10 protein-coding genes are annotated in these 15,073 nt (G+C 65.2%); 5 read left to right on the top strand and 5 right to left on the bottom strand.

What is annotated here, in order from left to right; translation table 11 throughout:
• Positions 1-14: 14 nt before the first annotated feature.
• The 3 genes from IM760_RS08085 to IM760_RS08075 are packed head-to-tail and all read left to right on the top strand — an operon-like array spanning position 15 to position 5,738.
• Complete coding sequence (locus IM760_RS08085; protein WP_204428196.1) at positions 15-1,460, top strand: Wadjet anti-phage system protein JetA family protein; 1,446 nt, start codon at positions 15-17, stop codon at positions 1,458-1,460.
• On the top strand, positions 1,435-2,097 hold the full coding sequence (locus tag IM760_RS08080; RefSeq protein WP_204428194.1) for a DUF4194 domain-containing protein: 663 nt from the start codon (positions 1,435-1,437) through the stop codon (positions 2,095-2,097). The genes IM760_RS08085 and IM760_RS08080 overlap by 26 nt, the downstream gene beginning before the upstream one ends.
• Positions 2,088-5,738 (top strand): ATP-binding protein, encoded by a 3,651-nt coding sequence (locus IM760_RS08075; protein ID WP_204428192.1) that lies wholly within the window; start codon positions 2,088-2,090, stop codon positions 5,736-5,738. Before IM760_RS08080 ends, IM760_RS08075 begins: the two co-directional genes overlap by 10 nt.
• Here the strand turns inward: IM760_RS08075 and IM760_RS08070 are convergent, their stop codons facing one another.
• On the bottom strand, positions 5,739-6,938 hold the full coding sequence (locus tag IM760_RS08070) for an MFS transporter (protein WP_204428190.1): 1,200 nt from the start codon (positions 6,936-6,938) through the stop codon (positions 5,739-5,741).
• Positions 6,939-7,030: 92 nt separating this feature from the next.
• Here IM760_RS08070 and IM760_RS08065 point away from each other — a divergent pair, with 92 nt between their 5' ends.
• Positions 7,031-7,630, top strand: a complete 600-nt coding sequence (locus tag IM760_RS08065) for a YqaA family protein (RefSeq protein ID WP_204428188.1) — start codon at positions 7,031-7,033, stop codon at positions 7,628-7,630.
• 24 nt (positions 7,631-7,654) lie between these two features.
• Here the strand turns inward: IM760_RS08065 and IM760_RS08060 are convergent, their stop codons facing one another.
• Positions 7,655-9,049: an MFS transporter gene (locus IM760_RS08060; RefSeq protein WP_204428186.1), complete on the bottom strand. Its 1,395-nt coding sequence runs from the start codon at positions 9,047-9,049 to the stop codon at positions 7,655-7,657.
• A gap of 109 nt (positions 9,050-9,158) precedes the next feature.
• Between IM760_RS08060 and IM760_RS08055 the strand changes: the two genes are divergently transcribed.
• Complete coding sequence (locus IM760_RS08055) at positions 9,159-9,950, top strand: AraC family transcriptional regulator (RefSeq protein ID WP_204428184.1); 792 nt, start codon at positions 9,159-9,161, stop codon at positions 9,948-9,950.
• Positions 9,951-9,984: 34 nt separating this feature from the next.
• On the opposite strand, the gene IM760_RS08050 is transcribed toward IM760_RS08055, so the two are convergent.
• From IM760_RS08050 to IM760_RS08040, 3 genes are read right to left on the bottom strand one after another with little or no spacing between them, the layout of a single operon-like run.
• Positions 9,985-10,734 carry a M48 family metallopeptidase gene (locus IM760_RS08050; protein ID WP_204428182.1) on the bottom strand — a complete coding sequence of 250 codons (750 nt, stop codon included), beginning with the start codon at positions 10,732-10,734 and terminating at the stop codon, positions 9,985-9,987.
• Positions 10,727-14,014 (bottom strand): type I restriction endonuclease subunit R, encoded by a 3,288-nt coding sequence (locus IM760_RS08045; protein WP_338021382.1) that lies wholly within the window; start codon positions 14,012-14,014, stop codon positions 10,727-10,729. Before IM760_RS08045 ends, IM760_RS08050 begins: the two co-directional genes overlap by 8 nt.
• Positions 14,015-14,017: 3 nt before the next feature.
• Entirely contained in the window at positions 14,018-14,953 is a 936-nt protein-coding gene (locus IM760_RS08040) for an Abi family protein (protein WP_204428180.1), read from the bottom strand.
• Between the last annotated feature and the right edge of the window lie 120 nt (positions 14,954-15,073).

The raw sequence follows: 15,073 nt of genomic DNA, 5'->3' as shown, positions 1-15,073 counted from the left end.
GCCGGTGCCCTTTCATGTTTTTCACGGACGAACGCGAGCAGTTCTTCAAACCGCTCACCGGCAAGTACCGGGAGCAGGTGGCGGAGTGCGTGCGTCTGCTCCACGAGCGGCTCTACGGCAGCCAGGCGGATTACGGCGAATCGCTGAAGCGCGACCAGGTGCTGGACGTGTTCAGCGAGGCCCTGGAGCGGGCGCCGCTGCTGGAAGGCGACGACGAGGCCGGGCGCTTCCGCAACAACCGGGAGCAGGCCGGCTGGATCCTCAACCTGCTGGTGGAACACGGCTGGCTCAAGCGCGACAAGGACGAGGCCTCGTTCCAGTCCACCTACCCGTTCAGCCGCACCGGCCGTCTGTTCACCCAGACCCTGGCCGAGGTGGACGGCCGCAGCGTGCGCACCCGCCACCGCAATACCCGCAACACCCTCAATGCCCTGGCGGCCTTCGCCGAGCGCGGTGAAGTCTATGACCTGCTGGACGCCCACGAGCACTCCGAACGGATCATCGCCGATTTCACCGACATCATCGCCGAGCTGGAAGAACGCAAGCGGGAGCTGGTGCGGGAGGTGGAATCCCGGCAACTGGTCCAGCAGGCCAGCGACCAGTTCTTCGAGTTCATGGAAAAGCGCTTTCAGCCGGACGTGGCGATCCGCATCTCCGCCGACAGCGTGGAGAAGCACCGCGACCGCATCCGCGCCGTGATCGAACGGATCAAGCGCAAGCCGAAAGCCTGGAAGGCCCGGGCCGAGAAGGAACTGCGCCGCCTGGCCCCGGATCTGATCGTCAGCGCCGAGGCCTCGGTGCTGTTCCAGCTGCTGGACAGCATCGACACGCGCATGCGCAATGCCTCGGAAATCATGCTGCCGGCCCTGCGCCGCACCCTGCAGGGGTTTACCCGCCGGGCGGACATCATCATCCGCCAGCTCAGCTATCTGCACAGCCAGAAGCACGGCGACATCGTCGGCCTGTGCCAGCGGCTTTCGGAGCTGGACGACGACACCTATGCCCGGCGCCTGGGCCAGGCCGGCGAGGCCATGGCCAGCCTGCACCTGGGGCTGATCGATCCGGCCCAGGTGCGTCTGCGCGAAGCGCGCGCGCCGCGCCGGGTGCAGCACCGCATGGCGGAACTGGACGCCCCGGATGACGCCACCCTCCGTGAGCTGGCCACCGAGCGGCTGCTGGAAAGCGCCTTCCATATCAATGGCGGCGCCCTGCGCGATTACCTGCGCGACGCCCTCGGCGCCAGCCGCCGCATCGACAACCGCGACCTGCCCGTCAACGACGCCCGCGACCTGCTGGCGCTGAGCCACGTGATCGAACTGGGCAGCGCCGACCACGCCGCCGCCGGTTTCCGGCTGCGCATCGAACCCACCGACGTCGTCCGCGATGAACACTACTTCGTGCGCCGGGACGGCTTCCTGCTGGAACTGGAACAGGATGACACTACGGCACGCCCTGAATGAGGCGCTGGACGCCCACGGCGTCACCCCGGCGCAATTCTCGGAACTGATGATCCGCCTGCTCGACCACGGCGTGCTGCGCCGTGACGAAAGCAAAAAGGAAGCGGAGCTGTACGACCGCTACCTGCGGGTCCCGGAGCTGGTGGAGGACTATCTGAGCGTGCTGCGGGTACGCCTGCACCATGAGCGCCGCTTCGCCTCCCTGCGCCTGTTTCCCCCCGGCGCCGAGGTGCCCGGTGAGGCGGACCAGGACACCGGCTTCAACGACACCGGCTTCAATCATGGCCTGCGCAACCGGCTCAGCCAGCAGGAGGTGGCGCTGATTCTGGTGCTGCGGGCGGAATACGACAAATCCCTGCGCGAGGGCCAGATCGACGAACAGGGCCAGGCCACCCTGCCCCTGGAGGCGCTGAATCTGGCCAGCAAGAACCTGCTGGGCCGGCCCTTGCCGGACGGACGTACCGAACGGGAGGCGCTGTTTCGCCGCATGCGCCAGCTACGGCTAATCCGCAGTGCCGGCGACGGCGACCTGGAAGACGGCGAAGCCTGGCTCACCATCCGCCCGGACATCACCAGCCTGGTCACCGACGCGGTACTGGCCACCCTGAGCGAGGGCGAGGAGGACCAGCCATGTACCTGAAACGCTCGATCACCGTGAACTGGGGCAACCTGCCCGCCGGCGAGTTTGAGTACGGCCCGGTGAACCTGTTTTCCGGCGGCAACGGCTCCGGCAAGACCACCGCCGCCGACGCCCTGCAAACCTTGATGACCGCCGCCCACGACAACCTGTTCAACTACAACCCGGGCCAGGACGAAACCACCCAGCGCGGCCGTGGCGGCAAGCAGGTGCGCACCCTGGCCTCCTACGTGCTGGGCTGCGACGACGGCGCCTTCGCCCGCCCCTACGACAGCGACGGCTACATCGCCGGCGTGTTCCACCCCACCAAGGGCGAAACCGCCGAACCGTTCACCGCCGTGATCGGCGTGCGCGCCCACCTGGACCGCGCCGGCACCAGCGCCCAGGCCCGCCAGGACGACCTGCTGCTAATGATCGTGGCCGGCGAGATGCTCAGTCTGTCGGACTTCGTTCACGAACACGTGGACGGCAAGCACACCGTGGCGATCACCGACATCGCCAACCTGCTACGCCGCCGGCTCGGCAAGAAAGCAGTGGAAACCTACGACAAGAAAGGCGCCTATCTGGCGCGGTTGTACGGCGCCCTGCGCGGCAAGCGCGACGCGGTATCGCGCAACGAAGCGCGCAACGCGGCGCGCACCTTCGCCCGTTTCATGGCCTACAAGCCGGTGGAATCGATCAACCAATTCGTCGCCAGCGAGGTGCTCGAACCCCACGACATGGGCGACACCCTGCGCCGCATCCGCGACCTGATGCGCACCGTCCACGGCATGGCCGAGGAAGCGGAACAACTGCGCCGCAACGTGGACCTGCTGGCCCGCGCCCGGGAGCAGGCCGGCGACTACCTGGAACACTGGCTGGAACGCACCACCCAGGCCTACGGCGCCGCCGCCCAGCAGTTCCGCCGTAACCAGGCGGACTACCGGGAACGCAAGGAAGAACAAAGCCGGCTCCGCCAGCAGCAGGACAGCAACCGGGACGAAGCGGACCAGGTGCAGCAGCGGCTGGAGCAGGCCCACCAGGAACTGGTGGACCTGCAGGCGCGCATTCTCGGCATCCCCGCCCTGCGCGACAAACAGGCCCTGGAAGCCCGCCAGGCGGCGCTCACCGAACAGCTCCGCGACGGCGCCCGGCCGCTGCTGGAACAGGACCGGCAACGGGGCGCCAACCTGGAGGCCCTGCGCAACATTCAGGGCCTGCTCACGCGGCACAGCCTGGAACTGGAACTGCCCTTGTTTGGCGGCAACGCCTGGCGCACCACCAGCAAGGCGCTGCTGGCCGAGCAGAGCAAGGCACTGCCGGACCTGAACCAGATGCTGGCCCGGGACTGGATCGACCTGTCGCCGCTGGAAGCGGGCCTGGCCCGGGTGCGCGACGAACAGCAGCTGCACAACCAACTGGCCGGGCTGCTGCACGACGAATCGCACGCCGCGCCCGGCCAGGAGGCGGAGACCGTGGCGCAACGGCTGGACCGGCTGGTCAGCCGCCGGGGCCAGGCCCTGGAACAGCTGGACCAGCAACAAAAACGTCTGGAGCACCAGATCCGTAATCTGGAATCAAAAAAGGTCAACTACCCCCAGGACGTGGAGCTGGCCGTCCAGGCGATCCGCCAGCAGTGCCCCGAGGCGGAACCCCGGGTGCTGTGCGACCATGTGGACGTGCGGGACGCCGACTGGCAAATGGCCATCGAGGGCTACATCGGCGGCGCCCGCTTCGGCATCCTGGTGGAACCGGACCACGAGGCCGAGGCGATCCGCATCGTCCGCCGTCTGGCCGGCAAACAGCGCAACCGGGCCCGGGTGATCCAGGGCGAGCAGGCCCGTCGCGATGCGGAAAAAAGCCATCTGCCCGACGATTCCCTGTTTCACGCCCTGCGCTTCAGCCACCGCACCGCCGAGCACTACCTGAAAGCCTCCTACGGCAACGTGGTGCGGGTGAACGACGCCGATACCCTGCGCACCACCCGCCGGGGCATCACCGTCGACGGCCTGGGCTCCGGCAACTACGCCCTGTTCCGCTGCGACCTGGATGACGGCCAGCTGGTGTTTGGCGAAGCGGCGCGGGAGCGCAACCTGCGCGCCCAGCGCGGCGCCCTGCTGGAGCTGCAGGAACAGTACCGGCGGGCCGCCGACGACTACCAGGCGGTGCGGCAGCTGCACCACCAGGTGCGCGCCTTCCAACCCCTGCACTGGGTCGCCGCCGCCAGCCATCTGCTGGAGACCCGCCACCAGTTGGAGGAGACCGAAGCCGCCCTGGCCGACCTGGACCTGAGCGACCACCAGGACCTGGAGGACCGGCAGCAACAGGCCCGCACCCGTCACCGGGACCTGGAAACCCGCCTGAAAACCCTCACCGAGGACAACGGCAAACTGAGCGCCCAACTGAGCGCCTGCACCGCCACCCTCGGCAAACTGGCGGACCAGAGCGAACGCTACCAGGACGCCCAGGAACAGGCGGAGGCCAGCCTGCGGGCCTGCACCCGCTACTGGCCGGGCCTGGACGTGGACCCGCGCGTCGAGGCCATGGACCAGCGCCTGCGCCAGGCCCACGGCGACATCGACTTCGTCGCCGAGGAACAGGCCCTGACCCGGGCGCTCACGGAAACCGCCGTGGCCCTGCAAAAAACCCTGGACCAGTACAACCAGCAGGCCCAGCCCGCCGATCAACTGCTGGCCGACAGCCAGGAGGCACTGCACAGCGCGCCCTTCTTCGGCCACGTGCACGGCCTGCACCAGCAGCTCGACAACCTGCACAACCGGCTGAGCAACAACGTCCTGCTGGAAAAACAGGAAAAACTCCAGGGCCTGCGGGAAACCTTCAACACCACCTTCGTCAGCGACCTGTGCAGCCAGATTCATCAGGCCATCCAGGACGGCGAGCGCATTCTGAAAAACCTCAACGCCGAACTGGAGCATCACCAGTTCGGCGCCGACCGGGAGCGCTTCTCCTTCGAGTGGCAGTGGATTCCGGAATACAAGGAATACTGGAATTTCTTCAAGGAAGTGATCGAGATTCCCAATCTCGGCGACGGTGCCAGCCTGTTCGACACGCCGCTTTCCGCCAAGGCGGAAACGGTGCGCGACCGGCTGCTCGCCCTGCTGCTGGACGGTGACGAACAGCAGGCCCTGCGCGAACTGGAACGGATCAGCGACTACCGCCGCTACCGCCAGTACGACATCCTCAAACACCCGGAAAACAAGGCCCCCATCAGCCTCAGCCAATACGGCACCGGCTCCGGCGGGCAACTGGAAACGCCGGCCTACATCATCCGCGCCGCCGCCATCACCAGCGCCTTCCGCTTCAACGAAGGCGACAGCCACCTGCGCATGGTGATCGTCGACGAAGCCTTCATGCACATGGACGAAAGCCGCTCCAAAAGCGTGATCCGCTACCTCACCGAAACCCTCGGCCTGCAGCTGATCTTCATCATGCCCACCAGCAAGGCCGGCCCCTTCCTGGACCTGATCAGCAACCAGTTCGTGTTCAGCAAGGTGCCCAGCCCCGCCCCGGTGGGCGAACTCAACACCCGGGTACTGCTGGACCGCCAGCAACTCAACCAGGAACGCATCCGCGAACTCTGGGACCAGCACCGCCGCGTGATCCGCCAGCAGGGCGCGCTGGATTTCATGGAAGAAATCGGGTGATCAGGCCGCCGGCGCGCGGCGGCGCAGCGCCACCGTGAGCGCCAGCGCCGCCAGCACCAGCGGCAGGAACGACACCCACAGCACCCGCTCCCACCCGTAGGCGCTGAGCAGGCCGCCGGAGGAGAACGAGCCCACCGCCATCAGCCCGAAGACGATAAAGTCATTGAGCGATTGCACGCGGGTCTTTTCCTCCGGCCGATGGCATTCCAGCACCATGGCGGAGGCACCCAGAAAACCGAAGTTCCAGCCCAGGCCCAGCAGCACCAGCATCCACCAGAAGTGGCGCACCTCCAGGCCCAGCAGCCCGACGGCGGCGGACACGCCGGTGAGCACCAGGCCCACGGCGGCCACCCGGCCGGCGCCGAAGCGGGCGATCAGGTTGCCGGTGAAAAAGCTGGGCGCGTACATGGCGATGACGTGCCATTGCAGCCCCAGATTGGCGGCGGCCTGGGAGTGCCCGCACAGATGCATGGCCAGCGGCGCCGCCGTCATCAGGAAATTCATCACCAGATAGGAGACCGCGCCGCACACCGCCGCCGCCACGAAACGGGGCTGGCGGGCGATCATCGCCAGCGGCCGGCCGCCGGCCTGCTCCGCCGCCGTGGGCGGCGGCAGGCGCACGCCGACCAGCAGCAAGGCGGACAGCGCCGCCACCGCCGCCTGCACCACGAAGGTGGCGGCGAAGGTGAACGGCGCCCACAGGTCCATGGTCCAGGTCACCAGCTGCGGCCCGATCACCCCGGCGGCCACGCCGCCGGCCATCACCAGTGACAGGGCCCGCGCCCGCCGCGCCGGCGTCACCCCGTCCGCCGCCGCGAAGCGGTAGGACAGCACCACCGCCGCGTAGGCACCGCCAAAGAAGGTGGACAGGCAGAACAGCCAGAACGACGCCACCAGCACCGCCACCGTGGCCACCGCACCGGCCAGCACGCCGGCCCCGGCGCCGAGCAGGAACACCGTGCGCCGGCCGCGCCGCCGGGCGATCACGCCCACCGGCAGAATCGACGCCGCCATGCCCACCACGAAAATCGACACCGGCAAGGTGGCCAGCACCGGCGACGGCGCGAAGGCATCGCCGACAATGGCGCCAGTGGCGTAGACCACCACCGCGTTGGCGCCGGCCAGGGCCTGGGACACCGACAGCCGCCAGATATTGCCGCGTTGAACGTGATCGGGAAGCTCGGACGAAACGGTGTCCATCGGTATTGGCCCTGGCAGGAAAGGAAGCCGGCTATTGTTGTCCGATTCGCCGCCACGGACAAACCGGATCAAACCGGCTAAAGTAGCGCGCCATGCCCACCACCGACCGCACCCAGCGCTGGCTGGAACGCCTCAACCGCTCCCGGCACATGCCGTGGCTGTTGGGCGTGCTCTCCTTTCTGGAGACCATCATCCTGCCGGTGCCCATCGAGCTGATTCTGATCCCGCTGATGGCCGCCAACCGCGAGCGCCTCTGGCGGCTGGCCACGGTCACCACCGCCGGCTGCCTGCTGGCCTCGCTGCTCGGTTACGGCGTCGGCATGGTGCTCTATCAGTCGCTGGGCACCTGGTTCATCGAAGCCATGGGCATGCAGAACGCCTACCAGGGCTTCCAGGGTTTCTTCGACCAGTACGGCTTTATCGCCATCCTCACCTTGGGCATTCTGCCGATCCCGTTTCAGGTGGCGATGATCACCGCCGGTCTGTCCGGCTACCCGATTGCGTTGTTCGTGCTGGCCGCCCTGATCGCCCGGGGCATCCGCTACTACGGCCTGGCCTGGCTGGTGTGGCGGTTCGGCCCCAAGGTAGAGGCGCAATGGCGCCGCCATGCGCTGACCACCAGCCTGATGGCCGGCGGCGCCGTGTTGGGCCTGGCGCTGGCCATGCAGTGGCTGGCCGGACGGGTGCTGTAACCCATCTGGTCTCCCCGGCAAATGTCAGCCGGCGGCGCGTACTTCCCGCCAGCGGCGCGCGGCACTGGCCACCGCGCCGCTGGCGGCGAACGCCGCGCCCACCGCCAGGCACAGCGCCGGCCCCTGTTCGCCGCCCAGGCCGAACAGCAGCGTCACCAGCGCCGACCCCAGGGTCCAGCCGGCGAACCGGGCCACCGCGTTCATGCCGGAGGCGGCGCCGCTGCGCGTTGCCGGGCCGGTGGTCATCATGGCGGTGTTGTTCGGGGTCTGGAACAGGCCGAAGCCGACTCCGCACAGGGCCATGCGCCAGGCGATCTGCCAATAGGCCGGCTCCGCCGGCAGAAACACCATCAGCACCAGCCCCGCCGCCAGAATCCCCAGCCCGAGACTGCTGAGCACCGCCGCCGGATAACGCACCACCAGCCGCCCGGCCAGTTGGGCGGCGATGGCGGTGGTCAGCGGCCAGGGCGTGATCAGCAGCCCGCTCTGCACCGGCGTCATATTCAGCACCCGCTCGAACAGAAACGGCAGCGACACATAGGCCAGAATCTGCGCCGTGTAGGAACAGGACGAGGTCAGCACCGCCAGGGAAAACACCGGCAACCGCAGCAAATCGAACGGCAGCATCGGCGACGGATGACGCCGCTGCTGCCGGAACAACAGAACAAAGCAGACCAGCCCCAGCGCGATCTCCGCCAACGCCAGACGCCGGTCGCCGCTGCCCAGGGTGCCCACGCCCACCACCAGCAGACCGAAGGCCAGCCCGTTCAGTAACGTGCCCAGCCCGTCGAACCGGTGGGCGGTGCGCTCGCTGCCCGGCACGGTACGAAGAAACAACCACAACGCCACCCCGCCCAGCGGCACATTGATCAGAAAAATCCACGGCCAGGACGCCACCGCCAGCACCATGGCCGCGAAGGTCGGCCCCAGCGCCGCCGGCACCGCCACCGCCATGGCCAGCCAGGCCATGCCCTTGCCCACCAGCCGCTGCGGATAGATCACCCGCACCAGCGCCACCCCGGCCACCGACAACAGGGCCGCGCCGACGCCCTGCAGCAAACGGGCCGCCACCAGGGTACCCAGGGTCGGCGCCACCGCGCACACCAGCGACGACAGGGTGAACACCGCCAGCCCGGTGGCGAACAACCGCTTCAGCCCCAGCGCCTCCACCATCGCCGCCACCGGCAGCAGACACACCACCGCCGCCAGCTGGTAACCGTTCACCACCCACACCGTGGCCGCGTCGCTGGCGCCCAGAGACAGAGCCATATCCGGCAGGGCGATGTTCACCACCGCCGTGCTCAGATTGCTCAGCGCGATGCCCAGCAACACGGCCACCGCCGCCCAGCGCCGCTCGCGGGCCGGCAGACCGTCATTCATGGAAGAGGAAGAGGAAGAAGAAAGCGTGGTGTCACTCATCTGGCTGGCAGGCTCCCGGCGACGGACCGCGGCCCGGAACGCCCGGTCGACCGTCGCAATCGGGCCATGCTAGCATCGCCGGAAACTGAAATTGCGCCAACGATTATCGATGACACGCCAACCCGACTACGCAGCCCCCGGCGCCTTCCACCCGCTGTTCCGCATCCAGCCCCTTTTTCACATCCGGCAAAGGGCCCGCCGACCCGGCGAACGCATCGACCCCCACCACCACGACGAAGCGCAACTGATTCTGGCACTCTCCGGCACCACCCAGATTCACACCGACACCGGCCGCTGGCTGGTGCCCCCGCAGCTCGCCGTCTGGATCCCCGCCGGCATCACCCACCGCCTGGACGTGCTCTCCGGCGCCGAAATGCGCCTGCTCCACTGGCACCCGGACGCCCTGCGCCGCTGGGCCCCCGCCCTGCCCCTGGACCGGGAATTCGCCCTGCGCGTCTCGCCCCTGCTGCGCGAACTCACCCGCGCCGCCTTCGCCCCGGACACCGACGCCGACAAGCAACTTCTTATCGGCCAACTGATCCTCCACGAACTCAGCGCCGTGGTCGACGCCCCCACCTACCTGCCCCTGCCCACCAGCCCGGTGGGCCAACGCGTCGCCCAACTGGCCCTCACCGACACCGGTCTCGCCCTCACCACCCCGGACCTGGCCGCCGGCGCCGCCACCTCCGTGCGCACCCTCAGCCGCCTCTTTCCCGCCGAAACCGGCCTCACCTTCCGCGCCTGGCGGCAACGGGCGCGCATCGTCCGGGCCATCGACCATCTGGCGCGGGGCAAGACCATCGCCCAGGCGGCGGGGCTGGCCGGGTTCAGCAGTACGGCGGCGTTTTCGTATGCGTTCCGGCAGGTGACCGGGGGGACGCCTTCGGGGTTTATGGGATGAGGGCCGTTATCGATACCGAAAGGCCGAGCCGGGGCTACTCACTCAAATACAACTCCGACAACTGATCCAAATCAGCTTTGACCCGTTCCCAGTCCGGCATCCCAAGAGCCATCAGGCGGTAAAAAGCCTGGCTATGGTTGTGCTCTTTCAGATGGCACAGTTCATGAAGGATCACATAGTCGATACACCGAGTGGGGGTTTTAATCAGATGCGGGTTAAGGAGGATGGCACCGGACGGTGAGCAGCTCCCCCATTGCGTTTTCATGTCCCGAATAGACCAGGATGGCGTTTCTTTTATCCATGACAGCTGCTCACCCACCATCGCTATCCGGCGGGCGAATACATCATTGGCTCGGTCCCGATACCATGCATACAGGCTGCGCTTGATCGATTTCTTCGAGGTATCGGGCGTGGTGACGCGCACCTGCCCCCTAAGCATCTTGACGTGCCGCTCTCCGGACGACTGAACAATTTTCAACCGGTATCTGCGGCCCAGATAAAACACTGTCTCACCGCTGACGTATTCCCTTTCCAGCACCTCCGCCCGGCGCGCCTCGATATCGGTGAGATGCAAGGTTACCCAGCGGGCGCGTTTGAGAAGGGCTTTCTTGGCATCAGCGAGGGTGGTGTGTTGGGGTGTCTCCACCTCCACCAGGCCGTCCGGATAAACATGAATCCGCGCTTTGCCACCGTCGACACTCAGTAAGCGCCACCGGAACGGCAGACGCCGATCTCCGTACTGTACCGCATAGGTCTTTTCCTGGGACTGACGGACCTCAGTCATGACTCAGGCCCACCCGGACGATGTGTATTACCTGGTCGAGAATCAGCTTGGCGTTATTCAATCCGAAACGCTCGAACAGCTGTGGCAAGAGGGCCTTACGGATGCCGGCATCAATACCACCGGGGTTCAGGGTATTCTCCGCGACCACGCTTCGCACGATACCATCGATTTCACGGGCCAGATTGACCAGAGCATCCGCATCCTTCTCGATTGCGGAATCCACCTCCTCATCACCGAGGACAAGCCGGAAGACACCGAAGTACGCTTTGGCATGACGCTCCTTGGCCAACGCCTCAGGAATCCCCGGAGTACGGCGTTCGCTCAGCTGATCCTCAAATTCCCGGAGAAGGGCGTACTGTTTGCCCGGATAGTCGAACAGCGCATCCGCCTCTTCGATGGCTTTCTTCAACAACTCGGAGAACACTTTCTGGGCATAGGGATCATCGCCCAGGTCCTGCTCGATGGTTTTACGCGTCCGGGTTCGGATGGTATCCGCCTCGTTGCGGGTTTTTTGGGCGTCCCACTCCGCCGGCTCTTCACCGAGCCGGTTCACCACATAAACCTCATCGCTGTTCTTCACTTCGACGCCGACCACATCCCGGTCCACCAGTTTTCGGATCTGCTTCTCGTAGGCGCTGTAATCCACGGTTTCCTGGGCGTCTTGTCGGGCAACATGGCGTAGCTCGGTGAAGAACTTAAGATCCCGTTTATAGGTCCGGATCATCTCGTCGGTAAACGCCTTATCCTCGAAGAACGAGCGCGATGAGCGGGCCACCTGCAGACACATGCCGAAATCCGTCAGCGCCTGGTAGAAGTCTTCGCGCAGCTTCTGACGGCTGTCATATTCCTTACCTTCCTCGTCGGCCTCATAGCGCGGCATCAGCACCTGGCGGAAGGCCTGCATGTCCCAGGCGTTATCCACATACCCGAAGAAGGACCACAGGTGCTTGTGCAGCCCGGGCAAGCGCTTGTACTCGGTATCCACGTTGCGGTACAGGCCGTCGATGTCATCAATGTCATAGCCGCCCTGGGTATGCTCCTCCAGGTTCTGATACTTCTTGATGGCGGTATCCAGCTCCGCGAGGATGCCCCGATAGTCAATCAGCAGACCGTAGGCCTTTTCCTCGTGCAGCCGGTTCACCCGGGCAATCGCCTGGATCAGGTTGTGATCCTTGAGCGGTTTGTCGATATACAGGACGGCATTGCGAGGCTCATCGAAGCCGGTGAGCAGCTTATCCACCACGATCAGCAGATCCGGGGCCCCTTCCATGCCGAAATGCTCAATGGTCTGACGTTCATACTCGTACGGATCGCCGGTAACATTGTCCGCCCACCACTTTTGCACCTCGGGGAGTTCCGCCTCGTCCACCTCACTGTGGCCCTCGCGGGTGTCCGGAGCCGAGATCACCACCCGGGAACTCACCAGCCCGGTCTCGTCCAGGAACCGCTTGTAGCGAATCGCGGACAGCTTGCTGTCGCAGGCGATCTGGCCCTTGAGGGTCTTACCCAGCTCCTTGAAGTTGGTATTGAAGTGCAGGGCGATATCCCAGGCGATCAGCCGGATACGGTTCTCGGCGCCATAGATCGCCCCGCGCTTGGCGTACTTACGCTTCAGGTCGCCCTTCTGCTGGTCCGTCAGCCCGCGGGTAATGGTCTCAAACCAGTTATCAATGGCCGCCTGATTCACATCCAGCGCCGGGCGCCGCTCTTCGTACAGCAGCGGCGCCACGGTACCGTCCTCCACCGCCCGGCGCATGGTGTAGGCGTGGACGATCGGGCCGAAGGTGTCCACCGTCTCCTGCCGATCCTTTTTCAGCAGGGGCGTACCGGTGAACGCGAGATAACCGGCATGGGGCAGCGCCTTGCGCATGCGCTGGTGATTTTCCCCGCCGTGGCCGCGGTGGCCCTCGTCCACCAGCACCAGTAGATTTTCACTGGGGTTGTAGCACTCTTTGTGCTTGATGGCGGAAAGGAACTTCTGCACCAGCGTGAACAGCACCCGCTGGTTGCCCTGCCCGATCTCCCGGGCGAGCTCGCGCCCCGAGGTCATCCGCGCACTGCCGGCCTTGCCGGTTTTCACCGAGGTCAGGCCCAGCGCGCCGGCGGCGGCAAAAGTGCGCGAGAGTTGCTTCTCCAGATCCACCCGATCAGTCACCACCACCACCCGGCACTGTTTCAGAGCCTCGTGCAGCACCAGTAGCTTGCTGAGGAATACCATGGTGAAGGACTTGCCCGAACCGGTGGTGTGCCAGATCACGCCACCCTGGCGGGAGCCACTGGCATCCACCTGGCTGATCGTGTCCAGCAAGGCTTCAATGCCGAAGAACTGCTGGTAGCGGGCAATGATCTTGTCGTTTTTGTAAAAGAGGATGTAGTAACGCAGAAACGCCAGCAGCCGCGCCGGGCTGAGCACGCCAATCAGCAGCTCGTCCTGTTCCGTGGGCAGCACCGGCCCGGACCAGAGCGCCTCGAAATACTGACGGACCCGCGGCGGCCGGCCGGCGAACAACGTATCCATCTGCTCGTCACTGAGCGGCCGGTTCTTTACCGCCTTGCGCTCTTCCTCGTTAACCCGCTCCTCTTCCCAGAGCGACCAGAACTTCCTCGGCGTGCGGGTGGTGCCATAGCGCCCGTCGGTCTGGCTCACCGCCATCAGCACCTGGGCGAAGGCGAACAGGTGGGGAATCTCCTGCACGCCTTGATTGCGCAGCATCTGGCTGATGCTCTCATCAATCATGGACTTGTTCGGGTTGCCGGAAGCGGCCCGCTTGGCTTCGATCACCACCACCGGAATGCCATTAACAAAGCCCACCAGATCCGGGCGCCGGTGACCGGTGGCCGAGGCGTTCTGAACCTCCATCTCCTCGGTGACCAGAAAGCTGTTGTGTTCAAGACCATTCCAGTCCACCAACGGCACCGTGGTGGCGTGGCGCTTGCCGTCCGGCATGAACTCATTGACGGTAATGCCCAGGGTGAGCATGTCATGGACGGCCTCGTTGGCCGACATCAGGCCCTCGGCCAGGCCCGGCGCCGAAAGGGTGGCCACCACCTGCTGGATGCCGTCACTGGAGAGCGGGTAGCTCTCGCCCTTGTACTCGAAGCGATGCTGGCGGAGAAAATCCATCAGCAACGGGCGCAGCAACACCTCACGGGTGGAGCCACCCCGCCATGCCATCACCCGCGCCGGCGAGCGGTAGGCCCAGCCCAGCTTCATCAGCGTCACCAGGGCCGGAATGTGCGAGGCGTAGAGCTCGCTGGTGTTGGGGGTATCGCTTTTCACTTATTATTCCCCTTCCCCGAATTTTCGATCCATGTCATGCCATAACGGATGAGCCTTCCAGTCGGCAGGGAGGCCCATTGCAACCCGGTATCTTTGTTCGCTTGCCAGAGTCTCCAGCAGCTCGTTACAAGACCCCGCCCAAGTGTCGCCATTGTGATTACTACGGAGCAACACCCGCAGAATCAGCAGAGCATAGAAGAGTCTGTCGTGACGGGGCGTTACCGGTGGATTCCACTCTGGTTCACGCACTCTCTCCGGCTTGATGGCCAGCTCCCGGTTCCAAAGACGGCCGTGATGGGCGCACAGGTTGCGGATGTAAGTCAGGGTATGAAGCCAGTCTTTCAGCCTTTTGTGATGAACGTCGAGCTGTTCCGCGATCAGCCTCTTATCCGGGTTTTTCAGGCCGGTGTAACAGAACGACAATGACCCCAGAGACATGACCTCGGTGGACATCCAGATCGGCAGAGTTGGAAACCCTTTATAGTTACGTTTGAAGTGCTCGACGAACACGTCCTTGGACTGCCGGGCTTCGAACTCCAGCTTCGCAAGCCAGATAGCGTGATTGAATCCAGGGTGGAAATTGGCGCAATCCGTATGCCCGAACGCCCCATACCGATGGCCGAGATGATAGGTCACCACGGTACGAATATGCACTTCGATCCGCTCGATGGCATCCATCACCAGAAGCCGCAGGTGACGGTCAAACTCATACAGCCGCACCACCTGATCAAAGTCCGTACCCGGCTCGAACACGCCGGTCACCTGCCCGTTCGTGCCCCGCTGCAAAAACGGGTACCAGTAAGCGCTCAGGCGGTAATAGCTGATCGAACTCAGATGACCGAGCGCCAGCGTCTGGTCGGGGATGTTAAGACCCCTGGATTCCAGAAGTTGCAACTGCTCAGCGAACGAAAGAGGGGGCTTGGTATAGGGCTTCAGCATCGGACGGCCCCTGGCCCGCCGACCGGTAAACGGCGGACATAAAAAAGCCACCAAGGTTGCGCGACACCCCCAAGGAGGGCACTAAGCGTGGTGGCTGTGTTACCGACAATATAACGAATC

Source organism: Alloalcanivorax marinus (genome assembly GCF_016906305.1).
In the GTDB taxonomy this organism is placed as follows: domain Bacteria; phylum Pseudomonadota; class Gammaproteobacteria; order Pseudomonadales; family Alcanivoracaceae; genus Alloalcanivorax; species Alloalcanivorax marinus.
The sequence above is the reverse complement of the archived record's forward strand: the minus strand, read 5'-3'. Positions and strand labels throughout refer to the sequence as shown.